Here is an 18,460-nt window from a genome sequence, read left to right on the forward strand (position 1 = left end):
ATGATCATCACATTTGCCACCCAAAAAGGCGGAACAGGGAAAACCACCCTCGCCATCGCATTCGCCAACTATCTCTCCAGAATTTCTACAAGGAAGATCAAGGTGTTTGATTTCGACTACCAAAAATCCTTCTTCAACAAATGGAGGGAGGATGCGGACTCGGAACTGCCCAAACTCTACGAGGTGGAAGTCATTGGCGAAGATGACGATGAGCCGCCTTTCGAGGACTTGGAACAGGTTGTCGACCTGAAAGAAAGCAAAGACCTGTTCCTGTTCGATCTGGCGGGAACACTGGACCAGAGATACAGCGATGTTTTGGTGTACAGCGACTTCATCATCATTCCCTTTGAGTATTCCGATGTGTCCGTAAAATCAACCTTGGTATTCAAAAATCTTCTGGGTTTGTTGGAAAGCGAGGCGGAAAGAATCTTCATCCGCTCCAAATACGACAAGGGCTACAAATATCTCAACCAAAAGGAAATGGATATCGAGTTGGCAAAATACGGAACTCTACTAGAAAATCCCGTGTTCAAGAGAAACTGCCTCCAAACCATCGACACGAGAAAACTCACCTACGAGCAAAAATACGCCGTAAAGAAGCCGTTCGACGAAATTATACAAAAGATCAGCGAGATCAAAAAAGTTGCGCTTTAACGAGAGACAAAAGAGACAAGAAAAAAATAATCCAAAAACCACAAACCTCAAATCAATACATTATGTTAAAATACTCACTCATCCTTTTAGGAGCCTACTTTCTGTACTATGCCGGAAATATCGTCTACGACCTTTTCCTAAAAAAAGAGAAAACCGTTCAGACCGATGTTGCAGAAGAATACTCACTCGGCGACTTTGCACAGGCGGAGAATGAGGAACCCACCTTGATCGGCATCGAGGATGTGGAAAATCTCAAAACCCCGAAATCATTCCTAAAAAGCGAACCCATTCCGATTCAAAGACAGAACAATTTTGAAGACAATCCCAGTTTGGAAGAATTGAGGAAACGATTTGAAGCGGAAGAGGATTTGGATGGGACCAGCTCAAAACAGCCCGAAACCAAACACCATGAAAATCCGCCACAGCAAACGGAAATCAGCAAAAAGCCAGAAATTATTGAGCCAATAGTTTCCAAGAAAAAAAATGATGCACAGAGCAAGAAAGACCAATGGAAAGAATTTGTCAACCTTTCTGAAACCAACGTAAAACTGGTGGACAATATTGAGGGACAAAAGGTTTACCACTCGACGATTTAACCAATTTACCATACATAACTAACCTAAATTTTAAAAATGATGAAAAATTTTATCAGAAAAAACGTGACAAAAAAGAAAGTTCTAACCCTTGCCTTGGTGATGCTGGCAATGACCCCGATGCTTGCGCAGGGCGGAGCGACCGCCATCTCCAATGCCGCTTCCGACATTAAGGACTATTGGGACCCCATCAAGCTGATATTAAAGGCAGTCGGTGGACTCGTAGGATTTATCGGAGGATTGAGGGTGTACAACAAATGGACGAACGGCGACCAGGATGTCAACAAAGAAATCCTCGGCTACGGCGGTGCGATGATCTTCCTTATCGTGGTTCCGGAATTTGTAACCGCATTCTTTGCTTAAGATGGGATACTACCTTTACAAGGGGCTCAAAAAACCCCTTGTATTCTTCGGACTCAAAGGAAAGTACATCATTTATGCGGTAGCCGTCATCGGCGCAGGTGTGGTCGCGGCACTCCTCTTATCCAAATTCGGATTGCTGGGTTCCCTGTTAGGTTTATTGGTAACCGCGGGAGGAGTCTACCTCATTTTCAAGAGGCAGGACAAAAACGGACTCTACGACAAGACCAAAAATTTTGACCAGATATTCATTTTCCCCAAAAGACTCAACAACAAAAGATTTTTAAAAGATGGTAAAGACAAAGAAACAGGCATTTGACATTCCCTTCATCGGCTACGATTACGGAAAGGATTTCGGATGGGATTTCGATGTCCTCTTCGGACAGTATGGAAATCCAATTATCGGCATCAGGATCAAGAACATTGTGGAACAATATTCCGCCGACCCCGACAACTACCTGAACTTCCATACAGTGCTGAACCAAGTGGTATCCATTATTGGCGAAGGAAGAATCGTTCAAAAATTGGATTTGTTTTCCAAAAAGAGATACACCGCCGAATCTTCGAATCAGTTCCTCCAACAAAAATACTCCGAGCATTTTGACGGAAGACTATTTAAAACCATCGAAACGGTACTCCTGTTTACAGACATTGTGGACGATAAACTAAAGAAGAAAAACAAACACTACCAATTTTCCGAAAAAAGTTACAAGGAGCTCCGCGACAAATGCCAAAAGGTGTTGATGCTCTTGAAGCAGAGCGGTTGCGAACCCCAATTCTTATTCGAGAAAGACTTTGAATACTACATTTCGGGCGTATTGTCGATGCAGTTTACTGAAACCCCGGTTTTTGACAATATCAAAAGCACCAACGAGTATCTCCAAATCGGAAACCGCTTCGTCAAAAATATTTCCTATGTCGATGTAGAAAATATCGACCTCCCTTCAGAAATAGACCCTTTTTCCATACTGGGTGGAAATGGAGCCGCATCGGAAACAGCGGTGGACAATTTCACCTTCATCAATGAATTGGAGGATTACGAAGCCATCATCTACAATCAGGTCATCACCATTCCCCTGCAGGCGCAACAACAGCGGGAACTCGACAAAAAGAAGAAAAAGCACGAGGGAGCGGCAAACAACTCGCCATCCAACGCCATTATTGCAGAAGAAATCCAGACCCTTCTGCACAATATCGCCATCGACGGACAACTCGTGGTCAATGCCCATTTCTCCCTAATATTTTCAACACATACACTGGAAAAAATGGAAGGGATACAGTCGATGATTGAGAACAAGCTCTTTACGAAAGGAATTATCGTCTCCAAGAACGCCTACAACCAGCTCGAACTATTTCGCTCCGCCATTCCAGGCAATGCCACGGAACTTCGGGAATACGATTTATTTATGACGACAAGCGAAGCGGCCTTGTGTTTTTTTTTTAAAGAAAGTTACCCCGTGAACGAGGAATCCAATTTTTATCTGCGTTTTACCGACCGACAAGGCGTTCCATTGAAAGTTGATCCGGCGGATTTGCCGATGAAGACGGGAAGAATCAACAACAGGAACAAATTTGTCCTCGGGCCATCAGGTTCTGGAAAGTCCTTCCTGATGAACAATATCGTTGAGCAATACCTGACCTACAATTATGACGTGGTCATTGTGGACACGGGAGATTCCTATTCGGGAACCTGCAAATACAAAGGCGGGAGATACATCCAGTACACCGAAGAAAAACCCATCACCATGAATCCCTTTCTGATGGACAAAAAAGAGTTCAACATCGAAAAAATAGAATTTTTGACCAATTTGATTTTCCTGATTTGGCAGGGTCCCGACGCCACGATGTCGTCCGCACAGAAATCCATTTTGGACAATGTGCTGATGTCGTACTACCACCAATATTTCAATTCGGGAACAAGGTGGTATGAAAGCAAGACTTCGGAAGAACTCATTCTCTATCTGAACAAATACAACATCCACGAGGAGGATATTATTTCAGATTTTGAGAAGCAGTCCAATGGACAAGACAACTACTACGACATTTTGGGAATCGCGTTCGATGCGGGTTCCGACGAAATCAAGGAGGCGTTCCGAAAACTCGCCATCGAATATCATCCGGACAAAAATATGAACAACCCGAATTACGACAGCGAAAAATTCTACAAGGTTTACGAAGCTTATGAAACCTTGAACGATGAAGATAAGAGAAAAATCTACAATGAGACGCAACTCATCCTCATCAAGTCCAACGAGATTATCAGGCAGCCGAAAACGGCGGAAGAATGGAACGAGTCCTTCCGAAAAACCATCATCAAGAAAATTAAGGAGCTCGAAGAAAAATTGGAGGCAAAAGAACTTTCCTTCAACGGATTCTATGACTACTGCGATAAATTTCTGCCCCTTTACCTGAACAATAAGAAACACCACATCACCGAAAAGGAATTTAATCTAAGGACATTCTTGTTCGTGCTGAAGGATTTCTACAAAGGCGGAAGATATGGAACGACACTCAACGAAAGTGCAGACAACACGCTCTTTGACGAACCATTCATCGTCTTTGAAATCGACAATGTGAAAGACAACCCGAAACTGTTTCCGATCGTGACACTCATTATCATGGATACCTTCATCCAGAAAATGCGTCTCCGAAAAGACCGAAGAAAGGCGCTCATCATCGAGGAAGCATGGAAGGCGATTGCCAGCAAACTGATGGGCGGATATATTCTCTATCTCTACAAGACGGTTCGGAAATTTTGGGGAGAAGCAGTGGTTGTTACCCAGGAATTGGACGACATCATCGGAAACGCCGTCGTAAAAGACAGTATTATTAATAACTCGGACACCTTCATATTGCTGGATCAGACCAAGTTCAAGGACAACTTCGACAAGATTGCATCACTGCTTTCATTGAACAAGGTGGAACAAAACAAGATTTTCACCATCAATAATTTGAACAACAAATTTGGAAGAAGCCGTTTCAAGGAATTTTATCTGAAGCGGGGTTCCAAAGGAGAAGTGTACGGCAATGAGGTTTCCTTGGAGCAGTATTTAACCTACACCACGGAAAAACCAGAAAAATCCGCAGTCGAATACTATGTCCAACAATACGGAAACTACGACGAGGCTTTGCAAAAAATTGTAGGCGATTTGAAAAATTTCGGAGACAGCCTTGAAAACTTGGTATCGCTCGTCAACCTTTATCAAAAGCCATTGGACAAAAAGGTGGTTTCCTATTACAGGATGATGAAGAAGACGCACAAAGGGCAAAATATCTTCAAAATCATCTCGCAGGAATTGGAAAACCGAAATATCCATTTTTCAGAATTAATCAACCAAAAACACGAGGAATATGAAAAAGTATAAGCCCCAAAATCCCCAAAGGGGACTTTCAATAAATTCCCTCTCTTGGAGGGTTTGGAGGAGGCTTTTCCTGTTGATTCTCCCCCTTTGGGGGACATGGGGCTTCTCCCAAAACACCTACATCGACCCGACGGTAACGGCGGCGATGATCCTCTATTCAGAAAACTTGAAAGCCAAGCAGAACGATGTGATTGATGAAACCTCCAAACTGAAGGATGCCCAAGCGTGGGTGGGAACCCAGATGGTGGTTGCCAACGATATTCAGAATAAGATTCTGAAAGGTCTGAAGGAAGTTTCGGGAACCTTGCAGAACGGAATCCAGGTGAAGGAGATTTATTCGGAACTCAACAAATGCTACAATTATTCATCGCAGGTAGTTCAGTTGGCATCGGCACATCCACAATATGCCATTTTCGGGGTAAAGGCTTCACAGAAAACCTATGAACAGAGTATAAAAATAGTGACTGATGTCTCCGACATCCTCGCCTCGGGAGAGCTGAACCTTGCCACTGCGGGAGACCGATACAAGATATTGCACAACATTTCCGAGAATGTCAAAAACCTAAAGCTTTGGCTTCTGGCAATCAAGTTAAGACTGGAAAAAGCCAATCGTTTGGGATTCTGGAACTCCATCAATCCATTTGCAGGATACATCAATACCGACAAGGGAATTGTAGAAAATATTATGAACCGATATAAAAGAAATTTCTAGCCCCTGTCCCCAAAGGGGAACAATGTAAAAAAATAAGATGAAAATGAAACATCCCATAATTAACGCTTTAAAAAGCCCCCTTCGGGGGTTTGGGGGCTTGCTGATTTATTTTGTGCTCACTTCATCCAGTGGCGGCTCCACGCCGTCTTGGCAGCAGGAAAACGTATCCTTTCCGATGATGAACCTAGAAATCAAGGCGACGATGGATGAAAACGAGAGGCAGAAGGAGATGCGGAAAAACCAAATTGCCAATGCCACGGTGGAAACCGCCAACAAAACCCAGTGGAACAATTTCAAGGACAAGGTGACCAAAATTCAGGACAGACTTCGAATCGTATCGTTCGCCATTCAAGCGATTCCCACAGGAATTGCGATGAGCAGGGAGATTACGAAAATCACCCAAAACCAGCAAGCCATTATCCATGAAATCAGTACCACACCTTATTCCATCATCGCGGTTCTGCCTTCACAGGTTCAGTTTGTGGATGATCTGCAAATGGTGACGAGGCTGATTGTCGGGATTGTGGTTTCCTATGGGGCAATGAACCAGATGGAAAAGTCGGAGCGCAAGATTTTATTGGATTATGCCTTGGGAGAAGTCAAGACGCTGAGCAGAAATTCTACCCATATGCTTTTAAAGATTCGGGACATCAAGGCAAAAGTCTTACGAAACAAAAGAGCCTTTCAATACTATGTGAATCGGGACAAACAGGTGGTCGAGAACATTATGAAAAACATCAAATCCTTTTAAAAATGAGAAAACTATTTATCGGAGGAATCTTGTTTTTTTCTGTTGGTTTTGTAAGCGGACAGCAGATTGTTATCAACGACAAACTCTTGGTGCAGATGACCACCAACCACGGCGTAAGGCTGGGAAGCGAGCAGGCATTTCTAAACTCTTATGAAAAACAGAAGGAACTGTACGACGACATTAAAAACAAGACTGCACAGGTCATCGCCATTCAGGAATACATCTACCAACAACTAAAAAATGTCAACTCGGCACTCACGCAGAGCAAAAAGTTAATCTATCTGTACCAATATCTGGGAAAGGTAGCGAACAACTCCAACAAAATGCTGGACTTGTCGGCGCAACATCCAGAATATGCCGTCTTGGTTTCCAAATACTATGTCGAAATCGGCAAACAGACCTTAAAACTCAAGCAGGAAGTCACGCAGGATATTTTGAACGAGAACAAGGATTTCCTGATGGATCCGATGGACAGGGAGATGCTTATTGAAAAGGTGTTTACCCGAGTTCGGAACATCAATGGAAACATCCTCTACATCATATTGCGGTTAGAAAACGCCAAGAAGATTCCGTACCTGTACCAGGTTCCAGTGCTAAGAAACTACCTCAATATCGACAGGGCGATTGTCGGAGACATTATCCAGAAATACAAATACATATTCAATTAAAAAGATGAAAAAATTAGTTAAAAAATTTGCCCTCGTTCCGCTTTTGCTGACAGCAGTCGGCGTATTCGGGCAGTTTACCGTAAAGCGTTTGAACGACCCCTCCATCGTAGCCCAGCACAAAAGGATGGTGTTCCAGAGTTGGGGCGATTGGCGTCCCTATCCAAAATACCTTTTGGGGATTCAGACCAACTTCGCGTATGCCACCGTTTGGGGAATGTGGGCTCCCAGCAGAAACAGGGATTATAAGGATGGAGAAGATATCCGACCGCTAAAACCGACGGGACTTCAAAACCAGCGTTTTGCCCAAGTGAAATTTCAAGAGGAAGAGGCAAAAAAGATAAAGGCGGCATCCGACACCATCTATAAAAGAAGCGTCCAAGACTTTGCCCATTGGACTTCGGCGACGGTCGATGCAGACCCGCTCTGGTTGCTCTACTACAAAAGGATGCTCAGACCCATTACCGAATTTCCAGACAATCCTCAAAACTTTATCGAATGGAGGCTGAAGAACCAGCAAACCTACGAAACGCTCAATACCACGGGAACTTTAAAAAGACTTCAGGAGGAATTGGACTTAATCAAGGAAAAATATTCAATGTCGAGGTCGATGGATATGCCGAGAGGAAAACGCTTTTTGATGTACCATGACACCCTTATCAAATGGAGAAGGTTCGTGCAGGAATTAAGGAAACACAACGATAAGACGACACTTCTTTTGGACTATAAAAATATTCTGAAAAACCATTCGCCTTATGCATTGCCACAGGCTTGGACTCCCGCTTCCGACAAGCAGATCATCCACAACACGATGCAGCAGTACAAACATAAATTTTAGTGATGAAAAGAAATACTACACCCTTATTTTGCCTCTTGGCAATATTGCTGCCGATAATCGGCTTTGCCCAAACCGACGGCGACTACAGCAACCTGCTCCAATTTCTAAAGGGCGACGGCGCATTTGAGAAATGGTTTATGGAGGTCTTTACCAAACTGGACAACAGCGTTCAAGACGGTGCTGTCGGATCCGCTTTGGTTGGAAGGGCGATCGGAGGACTGGGAGCGTTGATGTATCTCGGATACATGGGTTGGCAAATGGCGGCGGGCGACCGGGAATGGGAAATCACCCCGATGCTCAAACCAATCCTCATTGGATTTACCCTGGTGTATTGGAGTGGTTTTGTCAATCTGATTCAGGCACCCTTTGAAGCCATTGCAGAACCGGGAATCGCCATTTTCAGCGACATTGAGTCCGAAGTGAATGATTTGAGGATTCAACGATTCAAGAAACAGCAGCAGCTACTCGATGCCGTCATCAAACTGAAAGCCGACGAGGATGCGAAGCAGGACGTCATCAACAACACCGGCAAAGATGCCGACGACTCTTGGTTCGACATCAGCGAGGGACTGGACAAACTCATCCAACCCATCAAGGAATGGCAGTTACGGATGGAGTTCCAGCTCCAAAAACTGGTTGCAGAAATTATCGAGTTCGTTTGCCTTTCCATCCTTCGAATCTGTGTCTACCTTATTTTCTTCATCCAAAAAATTTGGGCCTACATCCTCATTATTTTGGGGCCTATTGCGGTAGGTATGGCGCTCGTTCCAGGATTTGAAAACTCGCTGTACAGCTGGGTTTCCAAGTTCATCAACATCAACCTATACACCTTTGTAGCCTATACCATCATCAATATTGGTCAGCAACTGATCGCTTCGGGTTATGAAATGGAGATTGAGCGGTATGACACGCTTTTAACCAATGGAACCATCACCAATTTAGATGCCTTGATGGTTTATGTGAGCAATTCGGGAATGATCTACAACCAGCTCTTTACCTGTGTCGCCTATATCGTGACGGGAATCGGGGTATTGATGACGCCCACCATTGCCGACACCATTGTTACAGCGGGAGGTGCAGGTGCGATGACCAAGATGAAGAGTGCTGCTGGAAGAATGGCGAGTGCCGCTAAAACAACGGTATTGGCAGCCAAAACCGGTGGAGCTTCCGTAGCGGGAGCAGCAGCAAAATCGGCTGCATCAGGTTCAGCATCGGGAATGGTCAACAGTGCGATGAATAACAACAAAAAATAAATAAGATGCTGATCAAAAATATCGAACAAAGAATAAAAATCAACAAGGTAGTTTCGCTGGGAACAATAGCATTTGCCGTAATTATCGTATTGGCGGGCTTCTTCTTTGCCTATCGGATGATTCAGGATTCAAGAAAATCCATCTACATTTTGGACAACGGGGTTCCGGTACTGGCAAAGCAGACCGATGTCTTGTTAAACAGACCCGTAGAATACAAAGCCCAAATTGAACTGTTCCACCGACTATTTTTCACCTTGGCTCCCGATGATGCCTACATCAAGGAGAATATTCAAAAATCACTGTACCTCATTGACGACAGCGGAAAAAAAGAATACACCAATCTCAAGGAAAAAGGCTTCTACAACCAGATTGTGGCCTCCAGTTCCATGGTCAGTATTCATACGGATTCCATCTCGCTCAATATGGAGCAACAGAAATTCTCCTTTTTCGGAAAGCAGATGATTACCAGAAAGTCTGCCGTGATTACAAGAAAATTGATTACCGAAGGATACTTTGAGGACATCATCCGAAGTCCAAACAATCCGCACGGTGTGATGCTTAAAAATTGGAGGATTATCGACAACGAGGAAATCTCCAACCAAACCAAAAATTCCTATTAAAGATGAAAAATTTTCTAAAACAAACCGCAAAAAAGGGATTGGAATGGGCGGCAAAAAATCCGAAGAAGTTTTTCACCCATTCGATGGTTTTTCTCTCCGTGTCTTTTATCGGATCGCTGATACAGGGAATTTTCTTTCCGAGCCAGTCGACATTTAAAATCAAGCCCCCAAACCTCTATTCCAAAAGCAACACGACCCAGCAAATTAATAAAAACCAAGAGAAAGAAATGGAGAAAATAGTTAATGAACTCAAAATTTTAAAAATGAAAAGGGACCGAAAAGAACTCCAAAAAGAAGACAGCCTGAGAATAGAATATTTGTACAACCAATACCAAGAACTGCAACATGGACATTAAGAAAATCAACTTTAAGGAAAAAAAATATGTGATGCCCCTTCTGGCATTGCCGTTCCTGCTGCTCTTTGTGTATGTAGGTGCCCAATTTACCAAAGAGGACACCTCTAAAAAGGACAAGCCGAAAGAACTTTCCCTGTCTCTGGGAGAAACACGGGACTCCATCATGACGAAGAACGATGCCTACGACGCCTTTTTCAAGAAGGACGACAACAGGACGATGCTCGGAGGATTGGACAAGGAAGAGGACAGTCTGCTCAGTTATGAAGACCAGTTGTCTTTGGACCAGAAAAGAAAGATCGATTCACTGAAGGCGGTCTCCAGCAGACAAAATCAGCAGGCGTCAAAAGGAGGCAACTCTTCCTATTACAATCCAAAACAGCAAAATGAGGACAAGGATTTCAAGAGGTCTTCTGAAATCATCCGAATGCTGAACGACAAGTCCAATGGGAAACAGGAAAATGAGCAACTTTCAGAAAATCAAAAATCTAGTAATCAAAATACCCAGCAAGACCCCGTAAAATATCTGAAACAGCAGATGCTCGTCATGGATTCCTTAGAAAAAGCGAGGGATCCCGAATACCAAGCCAAACTATTGGCGGAACAGAAACTCAAGGCAAACAAGGAAAAAATGGACGAGTTCCTCAATTCTACCTTCAATGTCGGCAAGTCGGGAATCAACAGCGAGTTCAATGCCTTCTACAGGGAAAATGAGAACAGCTTTATCAAAGCCGTCATTGATGAAAACAACAAGGGATTTCTGGGAAGCAGAATCCGGTTCCGATTATTGGAAGACATCTTCGTCGGCAACAAAAAAATTGAGAAAGGTTCCATCCTTTACGGACAAATCTCTGGATTTTCCATGCAGCGGGTTGACCTCAAGATTGTCTCGGTATTTACAAGGGGAGAAATTTTACCAGTCAACCTCTCCATCTACGACATTGACGGCATGAAGGGGCTTTATGTTCCCGAAAGCGTCTTCAGGGACATGATTCGGGAAATGGGGAGCAACTCCGTACAGGGAACACAGATGGATATGGGCGGACAGGGATTTTTCACGAGCATCGGCTCCAAACTCTTCACGTCTACATCAAAATCCATCGCCAACCTCATTAAAACCAACAAAGCCAAGCTGAAATACAACTCCTATGTATTTCTAATCGACGAAAAACAGCTTAAAGACTCACAAAACCAACAAAAAAAATAACAATGAAAAATACATTTTTTATACTATTCTTAATCATTACCCATTTTTTATCTGCACAAACAGCTACTAAAGAACAAGTCATCTCGGATTTACCAGAATTGATCGTTACAGAGGGCGTTAACCTGCATATCATCTCACCCGAACCGATTCAATATGTGGATTTGTCCACCCAAAAACTCACGGGAGATTTGCCTAATACCAATATTGCGAGAATCAAAATCACCGATACTCCTGCCAACACCGACCCAAAGGAAAAGGCAAAAACCACCTCTTTATTGAATGGCGACAAAATAGGAATAATAACCGTTGTAGGTCAGTCTTTTATTGCCCAATACAAGGCTATTTACAGAAATTCGGAAAACAAAAACACCGTGACCAACATCCATATCCAGCCAGAAGAGATGCAGCCGATTGAACTGGACAAAACCCGTTTTTCCAACTTGGAGCTGACCAAGTTTGCGATGGACATCATAAAGAAGAAGACGGAAGAAAATCCAATCAGGGAGCAGAAAGACCTTAAACTTAGTATGCAGCTCAACAATGTGTACGTCATCAGCGACTATATCTTTCTCGATATGACCTTCAAAAACAGCTCGAACCTGAGTTACGATATCGAAGACCTTAAATTTTCCATCGAGGACAAAAAAATCTATAAGGCGACCAACAATCAAAGCATCGAAATGACACCGATTTTTAGACTTTACGCCCCGAAACATTTCAGGAAAAATTTCAGAAACATCTATGTCTTCAAAAAATTCACTTTTCCGAACAGCAAGGTGATGATGATCCGCCTGATTGAGGAACAACTCTCGGGAAGAACCATCGAGATGAAGGTGAATTATTCAGACATTTTAAAAGCAGATAAATTTTAGTTATGAACCCATTACCAACAGAATTAATTATTGTCCTTCTCCTGGCGTTCATCGCTTTCATCGCTTCTTGCATATCCATATTTTTTTTATTCCGTCTCAGAAAAGCAAAGAAGGAAATAGAAAAGGAAATTATAAAAATGGCTTATCTGAAAGCGTGGTATAAGGAGATTGCAGTGAAGATTTATGGTAAAGACCGTATTGAGGAAAAAGAGAAAGAGTTTTTAAAAAACTACAATTTATAGGAAGTAATGCAGGAACAACAACACCAAATTAAGATTTACGGATTCCTTCAGAAGGCGGTTTATGCGGTCGTGGCATTGGATTGTGCGTCGCTTTTCTACCTCGATGCAGATATTATTATAGTTTCAAACCTATTGAAAAATTTCTCGAAGATGAGTTTCTTTTACCCACCCATCAACGCAAAGTTTGCGACCCTGATTCTCATTGGATTGGTCGCTGTCGGGACAAAGGCGAAGAAGAAAAAGGATTTGAACATCGCCACGGAAATCGTAATCCCCATGATATTGGGCTTGTTGATGATTTTTTCTTCACTCGTTTGGCAAAACGAGGCAGGAAACTCCAAACTCCCTAAAATTTTTCCTGCGCTGAATCTTTATCAGGTCATCTATGCCGTATTGTCTTTTTTGGGTGCAGTAATCCTTCAAATGGGAGCAGACGCCATCTCAAAACTCATGCAACAAAAAATGGGAAAAGACCGATGGAATGTAGAGGAAGAAAGTTTTGCCCAAAATCAGGAACTTGTAGAAACGGACACCTCGATCAATATCCCATATCTCTTCAGATACAGTAAAAAAATCAACAAGGGATGGGTCAATATCAATCCATTTCGTGGGACGATGGTGATTGGAACGCCTGGAAGTGGAAAGTCTTTCGGAATCATCAATCCCGCAATCAGGCAAATGATAGCGAAAGGCTTCTGCCTGTGTATTTACGATTTCAAGTTTCCCGATTTGGCGCAGATTGCCTACTACCATTATCTGTTGAAGAAAAGCAAAGATTCGGGGTATGAATACGATTTTCATGTCATCAATCTAAACGAGGTTGAAAAATCCAAAAGGGTAAACCCGTTCAAAAAGGAATACATCCAAACTTTGGCGGAAGCACAGGAAATGGCGGAGTCTATGGTATCCTCGCTCCAAAAGGGAGGTTCAAGTTCGGGAGGCGGTTCCGATGCATTTTTCACCCAATCTGCCATCAACTTTCTTTCGTCGAGTATCTACTTTTTTGCCACCTACGAGGACGGAAAATATTCGGATTTACCACATATCCTGTCCTTTATGAACCGAAGTTACAAGGAGATTTTTGACACACTTTTTACCAACGAGGAAATATTCTCACTGCTTTCTCCCTTTAAGACGGCGTATGAAAACAAGGCATTTGACCAGTTGGAGGGACAGGTCGGAACCCTGAAAATCTTTCTCTCAAGATTGGCGACCAAGGAAAGTTTCTGGGTGTTTTCGGGCGACGAAGTGGAACTGAAAATCACGAACCGAGAAAATCCTTCCATCCTGATTTTGGCATCCGATCCGGGAACGCAGGACATTAATTCTGCTCTTTATTCATCCGTTTTGAACAGGACTTTACGACTCATCAACTCCAAACATAACTTGCCCGGAGGAATTATCGCGGACGAATTTCCCACCATCTACATCCATAAAATTGACAACGTGGTGGCGACAGCAAGGAGCAACAAAGTGGCAGTCTTATTGGGACTTCAGGAAATCCCACAACTCCGACAGTTTTACAAAAAAGAAGTTGCCGACACCATTTCCGCCATTGTTGGAAATATCCTTTCAGGTTCCGCAAGGGACAAAAATACTCTGGAATGGCTGGAGAAACTGTTCGGAAAAATCAAGCAAAAATCCTATTCCCAATCCATCTCCCAACAAGGAACGACGACCAGCATCAACGAGAAAATGGACTTTATGATTCCTGCAGGAAAAATTGCGACGCTCAAAACTGGCGAAATGGTCGGAATGATTGCTCAGGGCGAGGAAAACGACACCGAGGAATACAAAACTTCGGCGATGAACGGCAAAATCAATTTGGATATGAAGGCCATCAAACAGGAAGAACACAACTATGTGAAAATGCCTTCCTATTACTCATTTGTCGACAAAATGGGAAACAATCGTAAAAACGATGTCCTGATGACCAACTTCAGAAAAATCAATAAGGAGGTTGAATTAATCGTAAATGAATTTACTAAAAATGAAAAATAGAACGACAATAATAACATTAACAATTCTCCTTTTAACAGGCGGTTATTCCATGGCTCAATTCAATACGCTGATGCCGACAAAACCACACAAAACGGAAGACTTTAAAATTATGGAAACCCCAAAAGAGGAGAATTCCAACCAAAAAAAGGAGAAAAAATCGTGGAAAGAAATCTTCAACATCACCCCAAAATCGGAACTGAAAAACGAAACCGAAAGTTCAATGAAGATGTTAACGAGTCAAATCGACTCTCTAAAGACGATGCTTAAAAACTACCATAATGGAAACAATCAAAGTAACGTGGACTACAAAAAGATGAAAGATTCACTATTTGAACTGATGCAAAATTTTCAACCCGAAAAAAAGCAGGAAAAGGATTTTGAAACCACCTTTGAAGGTTTACGGAAAAATATCTCAATGCCTTTGCGCAATAGAATTAGCGTGACTTCGCCTTACGGAACAAGGATGCATCCAATTTTCGGCACTGCAAAAATGCACAACGGAATTGACCTCAAAGCCAACTACGAAGATGTTCACGCCGTGCTTGATGGAATCATTACCGAAGCAGGTTGGGATTCCAAAGGCGGTGGAAACTACATCAAAATCAAACATTTCAACCGATTTGAAACCTCCTATCTCCACCTCTCCGAAATCTACTACAAAGTCGGGGAAAAAGTGAGGGCGGGCTTCATCATCGGGAAAAGTGGAAACACCGGAAACTCTACCGGACCGCACCTGCATTTTGCGGTAAAGGAGTTTGGACAAAGCATCAATCCCTACCATTTCTTAAACGACCTAAACAAAGCAAACAATTTAATCGCAACCTATTATGCAAACTGAAAACCTACCTACCGAAGAACTTAAAAAGTTCGGCATCATCAACGAAGACTTGTCATTTTCAAAAAAACTGAAAGCGGACGACATCCAAAAATTTCTGCAGGGCTACACCATCGTCGCAGACAACGACAAGAACAGGGCAATCTTCCAACTCACGGAAAACAACACCCGACTGAAAGTCATCTTTCTGGAGCGGGATAAAAGCATCTCCGAAATCCTCAAGAACAGTAAGGACAGAATTGTGTATTCCACTATTCAAGACCTTTCAAATCAAAATGAACAGAAACTTTCGCTTGAGAAAAAGGCATTTATCTACGACAAGGAAAACAACATCGTTGCCGAATTCGACCTCATAAAAAACGCCACCGAACTCACCGCAATTATTGCCGACAAAAAGGATGTCGTGGAAATGAACCGCTACAAGAACGAACTTCAGAAACTGAAAAATTTTCTGATGGATAAAATGGACCAATATCCCGAAATCGCCAAGGAAATTTCCAACGACTTGAACATCGTTTCAAGAGAAATCAACACCGTGAACAGCATCTCACCCGATGAAAAACAGATTTTAAAAGGTGGCAATTCTGAAATTGACCTGAACGTCAATGACAGGGATACGTACGAAGACGCGAACCGAAACCGGGAAGAACACGAAGAAGAAATCGTACAGGAACAGGAGAAACGCCGTGGATTCCGCAGATAAATTTTTGAAAAGATGGAAACAGAAACGATTAATTACCAGAGCAAATATGGACCGAACACGAATTTCCAATTTCCGACGGACGAGGATACGCAATATCTCAAAACGTCGGCGGGCGAAGTATTACCCTACAAACTCTTCAGCGGGAGAAATGATGCTGACCCAAATTCCGCCCTCCTACGGGAAAAGGACAATCAAGGATACGCCAATGATTTTGCGCTCGTAGAGAGACAGTTTTCGGAAAATAAAAGTCTTTCATTCATGGCGGGAACCAAAGTTTCCGATGTGAACGATGTGGCTTGGCTTTTCCGTGCACTCGAAGACGAGGCGGTGGAACACACCTTTGCACTCTACAAATTCAAGGACGACAGCTACCTCGTTCAGCATCTTTCAACAGGCGGTATTACTTCCACAGTGGTGGATTTGCGTTTGTTGACGGGAAACGTCTTCAAAATGCAGCCCGAAAGCATCACGCTCGTCCACAACCATCCTAGCGGACAACTGATTTCGAGCAAACACGACCGAATGTTGTTGCAAAGGTTGCACGAAATCTTCGACCACACGGGAATCAAGGTGGAAGACGGCATCGTCATCAATCTTCGTTCGGGGAAATATTTAGTATTCAACGGAGATTTGGGAAGCGACCAAGTGTTGGAACTTTCGGTGCAAAACCAACAGCAGCGAAAAGTCAGCACCTTTTCCTTTAACAAGCAGATTTTTGCCGCCAATTATCAGCCGTTTAAAATCAATAGTCCCGAAGATACCGCCGCCTATATTTCGAGTCAAAAGTTTGGGTTGTCGGACAAAACGGAAGCCATCATCCTGAACAATGCGAACGATATCGTGGGAAAATTCATTCTTCCGCAGCATCGACAGTTCGAGAAACTGACGGAACTGATGACCATCCACGCCGGAACGGGAGTTATCCTTTATGGGAACAATGTGAACGAGCAGATGTATAAGGAATACCGCGAAAAACTCGAACTGATGGGGTTCACAGCATTGGACGCGATTTTATTGGAAAGCGGAAACTACCACTCCCTTTACGAAAAGACCAAAATCAATGTCTATAACCATCTCGTGGACAAATTCAGCAAGAACCAACTGAATGCGGAACCCATTGTCGGCGTATCGGAAAACAACCCAAATAATAGTTACTCTAAAAATTTTAGAAATATGGAAGAACCACCACAAATGGATTACGTCAAACTGTTTATTGACGATTCCGAAGGTAATACCAAGCACGAATTTGAAATCTCCTTGACGGAAGACGACAAAGTGAACTACAGCCAGATTGCCTCAAAAATCCAGCTGTATCGAAAGCCGGAAGACCATGTTTTGCTATTCGTTGGCGGAGAACTGCTTACCTACGAGGGAAATGAGGAAACAGAAAAAATCATCGATTCCCTTAAAAGTCTTTTTCTTCCCGATGAGAAAAAACGGAGCAATTTATTCAGCCAAAGTAATTTTCATTCGAGATTTAAAGAAGAAATGGATGCCACAAGGTCAGGATTTTCGATAGACGACATCATTGGAGAGCCTTCTATAAAAGATTACGCCAAAATGAACGGAGATGACTTAACACAACACCTCAATAAAAACAAAGAATATTTTAACAATCAAACCCCAAACATTATGGAAACACAAAAAGAATTCAACCAGGTAGATTATCTAAAAAATCAGCTTAAATACCTCGGTTTCGGCGAAGATGAAAAACTTCACAAAGAATTGGAAAAAGGCATCAAGTCCAAAAACCAGCAATTCGAAATCAAAACTTCATCGGACAAGGCACTGCCCGGAAACAAGGTCGATTTTGCCTTGAAATTCAACAAGACGGAAAGCGGCGGCGTTTTCCTCAACTCCTACGACGCCAAATTAAAGAATGAGAAAGGCGAAGACATCACCCACAATTTTTCGGTAAACAGAGAAAACACCTTTACCGCGAAAGAAGCAGTAAACCTTTTGGAGGGAAGAAGTGTGAAAATCGAGTTCCACAACCCAAAGAGCGACCAGTCGGAAACCGCCTTCGTGCAGTTCAACTTTGAGGAGCCAAAGACGGAGAAAGGAAACTATATGTTCCAGAATTTCTACAAAAACTACGGTGTCGATACCGACAAAATCGTGGAAAAAGCCAACCTCGTTTTCGAAAAGCCGGAATACAGGGAAAACACCATCAAATCCCTTGAAAAAGGAAATGTGGTGAAAGTGAAATTTGAAATGGACGACAAAATAATGGAAGGAAAAGCGGTGCTCAATCCGCAATACAAGAACCTGAACCTTTACGACAACGACATGAACCGCATCAACACCAACAAACCCTTGCAGGGACTGGAAAATGAAGAAAAACAGGAAAAAGCCCATGTGAAGGAACAGAGCATCAAACGATAATAAATAATACCTGACTATTATCCGAAGGCGGTAAGTCAAATTTTGATTTGCCGC

At 42.8% G+C, this 18,460-nt stretch carries 19 protein-coding genes; all 19 read left to right on the forward strand.

Going from position 1 to position 18,460, the window contains the following annotated elements:
* The 19 genes from H6W53_RS17030 to H6W53_RS17120 all read left to right on the forward strand — a co-directional run bounded on the left by H6W53_RS17030 (window position 1) and on the right by H6W53_RS17120 (window position 18,406).
* Window positions 1-654 (forward strand): ParA family protein, encoded by a 654-nt coding sequence (locus tag H6W53_RS17030; RefSeq protein WP_185208540.1) that lies wholly within the window; start codon window positions 1-3, stop codon window positions 652-654.
* A 62-nt stretch (window positions 655-716) separates the two neighbouring features.
* Entirely contained in the window at window positions 717-1,250 is a 534-nt protein-coding gene (locus H6W53_RS17035) for a hypothetical protein (RefSeq protein ID WP_095073075.1), read from the forward strand.
* Between the two features lie 36 nt (window positions 1,251-1,286).
* Window positions 1,287-1,610 carry a DUF4134 domain-containing protein gene (locus H6W53_RS17040; protein ID WP_024567406.1) on the forward strand — a complete coding sequence of 108 codons (324 nt, stop codon included), beginning with the start codon at window positions 1,287-1,289 and terminating at the stop codon, window positions 1,608-1,610.
* 1 nt (window position 1,611) lies between these two features.
* A complete protein-coding gene (locus H6W53_RS17045; RefSeq protein ID WP_077564599.1) occupies window positions 1,612-1,926 on the forward strand; it encodes a DUF4133 domain-containing protein in 315 nt (104 codons plus the stop codon).
* Complete coding sequence (locus tag H6W53_RS17050; RefSeq protein WP_185208542.1) at window positions 1,898-4,972, forward strand: TraG family conjugative transposon ATPase; 3,075 nt, start codon at window positions 1,898-1,900, stop codon at window positions 4,970-4,972. The genes H6W53_RS17045 and H6W53_RS17050 overlap by 29 nt, the downstream gene beginning before the upstream one ends.
* On the forward strand, window positions 4,959-5,681 hold the full coding sequence (locus H6W53_RS17055; protein ID WP_024567403.1) for a hypothetical protein: 723 nt from the start codon (window positions 4,959-4,961) through the stop codon (window positions 5,679-5,681). The genes H6W53_RS17050 and H6W53_RS17055 overlap by 14 nt, the downstream gene beginning before the upstream one ends.
* 202 nt (window positions 5,682-5,883) lie before the next feature.
* Window positions 5,884-6,432, forward strand: coding sequence for a hypothetical protein (locus H6W53_RS17060; RefSeq protein ID WP_228457826.1), 549 nt, complete (start codon window positions 5,884-5,886; stop codon window positions 6,430-6,432).
* A 2-nt stretch (window positions 6,433-6,434) separates the two neighbouring features.
* Window positions 6,435-7,100, forward strand: a complete 666-nt coding sequence (locus tag H6W53_RS17065) for a hypothetical protein (protein ID WP_024567401.1) — start codon at window positions 6,435-6,437, stop codon at window positions 7,098-7,100.
* The gene (locus tag H6W53_RS17070) at window positions 7,057-7,935 is read left to right on the forward strand and encodes a hypothetical protein (RefSeq protein WP_228457572.1); all 879 of its coding nucleotides are present in this window, start codon (window positions 7,057-7,059) and stop codon (window positions 7,933-7,935) included. The genes H6W53_RS17065 and H6W53_RS17070 overlap by 44 nt, the downstream gene beginning before the upstream one ends.
* A 2-nt stretch (window positions 7,936-7,937) precedes the next feature.
* Window positions 7,938-9,188 carry a type IV secretion system protein gene (locus tag H6W53_RS17075; protein WP_029738611.1) on the forward strand — a complete coding sequence of 417 codons (1,251 nt, stop codon included), beginning with the start codon at window positions 7,938-7,940 and terminating at the stop codon, window positions 9,186-9,188.
* Window positions 9,189-9,193: 5 nt separating this feature from the next.
* Window positions 9,194-9,808 (forward strand): conjugative transposon protein TraK, encoded by a 615-nt coding sequence (gene traK, locus H6W53_RS17080; RefSeq protein ID WP_024565597.1) that lies wholly within the window; start codon window positions 9,194-9,196, stop codon window positions 9,806-9,808.
* 2 nt (window positions 9,809-9,810) lie between these two features.
* Window positions 9,811-10,164: a hypothetical protein gene (locus tag H6W53_RS17085; protein ID WP_024565598.1), complete on the forward strand. Its 354-nt coding sequence runs from the start codon at window positions 9,811-9,813 to the stop codon at window positions 10,162-10,164.
* Window positions 10,160-11,368 carry a conjugative transposon protein TraM gene (gene traM, locus H6W53_RS17090; RefSeq protein ID WP_083506456.1) on the forward strand — a complete coding sequence of 403 codons (1,209 nt, stop codon included), beginning with the start codon at window positions 10,160-10,162 and terminating at the stop codon, window positions 11,366-11,368. Before H6W53_RS17085 ends, traM begins: the two co-directional genes overlap by 5 nt.
* Window positions 11,369-11,370: 2 nt before the next feature.
* Window positions 11,371-12,240, forward strand: a complete 870-nt coding sequence (locus H6W53_RS17095) for a DUF4138 domain-containing protein (RefSeq protein ID WP_185208546.1) — start codon at window positions 11,371-11,373, stop codon at window positions 12,238-12,240.
* A gap of 2 nt (window positions 12,241-12,242) precedes the next feature.
* Window positions 12,243-12,482: a hypothetical protein gene (locus tag H6W53_RS17100; RefSeq protein WP_024565601.1), complete on the forward strand. Its 240-nt coding sequence runs from the start codon at window positions 12,243-12,245 to the stop codon at window positions 12,480-12,482.
* Window positions 12,483-12,488: 6 nt separating this feature from the next.
* Window positions 12,489-14,483: a type IV secretion system DNA-binding domain-containing protein gene (locus tag H6W53_RS17105; RefSeq protein ID WP_185208548.1), complete on the forward strand. Its 1,995-nt coding sequence runs from the start codon at window positions 12,489-12,491 to the stop codon at window positions 14,481-14,483.
* On the forward strand, window positions 14,473-15,321 hold the full coding sequence (locus H6W53_RS17110) for a M23 family metallopeptidase (protein ID WP_024565603.1): 849 nt from the start codon (window positions 14,473-14,475) through the stop codon (window positions 15,319-15,321). Before H6W53_RS17105 ends, H6W53_RS17110 begins: the two co-directional genes overlap by 11 nt.
* Window positions 15,311-16,021 carry a hypothetical protein gene (locus H6W53_RS17115; protein WP_185208550.1) on the forward strand — a complete coding sequence of 237 codons (711 nt, stop codon included), beginning with the start codon at window positions 15,311-15,313 and terminating at the stop codon, window positions 16,019-16,021. The genes H6W53_RS17110 and H6W53_RS17115 overlap by 11 nt, the downstream gene beginning before the upstream one ends.
* A gap of 12 nt (window positions 16,022-16,033) precedes the next feature.
* A complete protein-coding gene (locus H6W53_RS17120) occupies window positions 16,034-18,406 on the forward strand; it encodes a JAB domain-containing protein (RefSeq protein ID WP_185208552.1) in 2,373 nt (790 codons plus the stop codon).
* Window positions 18,407-18,460 lie beyond the last annotated feature (54 nt).

Source organism: Chryseobacterium sp. C3 (genome assembly GCF_014218905.1).
GTDB lineage: Bacteria > Bacteroidota > Bacteroidia > Flavobacteriales > Weeksellaceae > Chryseobacterium > Chryseobacterium mucoviscidosis.

Bases quoted from the DNA above. Each gene is read 5' to 3' on its own strand.
- H6W53_RS17030 (WP_185208540.1), top strand. From the start codon at position 1: ATGATCATCACATTTGCCACCCAAAAAGGCGGAACAGGGAAAACCACC.
- H6W53_RS17035 (WP_095073075.1), top strand. From the start codon at position 717: ATGTTAAAATACTCACTCATCCTTTTAGGAGCCTACTTTCTGTACTAT.
- H6W53_RS17040 (WP_024567406.1), top strand. From the start codon at position 1,287: ATGATGAAAAATTTTATCAGAAAAAACGTGACAAAAAAGAAAGTTCTA.
- H6W53_RS17045 (WP_077564599.1), top strand. From the start codon at position 1,612: ATGGGATACTACCTTTACAAGGGGCTCAAAAAACCCCTTGTATTCTTC.
- H6W53_RS17050 (WP_185208542.1), top strand. From the start codon at position 1,898: ATGGTAAAGACAAAGAAACAGGCATTTGACATTCCCTTCATCGGCTAC.
- H6W53_RS17055 (WP_024567403.1), top strand. From the start codon at position 4,959: ATGAAAAAGTATAAGCCCCAAAATCCCCAAAGGGGACTTTCAATAAAT.
- H6W53_RS17060 (WP_228457826.1), top strand. From the start codon at position 5,884: ATGGATGAAAACGAGAGGCAGAAGGAGATGCGGAAAAACCAAATTGCC.
- H6W53_RS17065 (WP_024567401.1), top strand. From the start codon at position 6,435: ATGAGAAAACTATTTATCGGAGGAATCTTGTTTTTTTCTGTTGGTTTT.
- H6W53_RS17075 (WP_029738611.1), top strand. From the start codon at position 7,938: ATGAAAAGAAATACTACACCCTTATTTTGCCTCTTGGCAATATTGCTG.
- traK (WP_024565597.1), top strand. From the start codon at position 9,194: ATGCTGATCAAAAATATCGAACAAAGAATAAAAATCAACAAGGTAGTT.
- H6W53_RS17085 (WP_024565598.1), top strand. From the start codon at position 9,811: ATGAAAAATTTTCTAAAACAAACCGCAAAAAAGGGATTGGAATGGGCG.
- H6W53_RS17095 (WP_185208546.1), top strand. From the start codon at position 11,371: ATGAAAAATACATTTTTTATACTATTCTTAATCATTACCCATTTTTTA.
- H6W53_RS17100 (WP_024565601.1), top strand. From the start codon at position 12,243: ATGAACCCATTACCAACAGAATTAATTATTGTCCTTCTCCTGGCGTTC.
- H6W53_RS17105 (WP_185208548.1), top strand. From the start codon at position 12,489: ATGCAGGAACAACAACACCAAATTAAGATTTACGGATTCCTTCAGAAG.
- H6W53_RS17110 (WP_024565603.1), top strand. From the start codon at position 14,473: ATGAAAAATAGAACGACAATAATAACATTAACAATTCTCCTTTTAACA.
- H6W53_RS17115 (WP_185208550.1), top strand. From the start codon at position 15,311: ATGCAAACTGAAAACCTACCTACCGAAGAACTTAAAAAGTTCGGCATC.
- H6W53_RS17120 (WP_185208552.1), top strand. From the start codon at position 16,034: ATGGAAACAGAAACGATTAATTACCAGAGCAAATATGGACCGAACACG.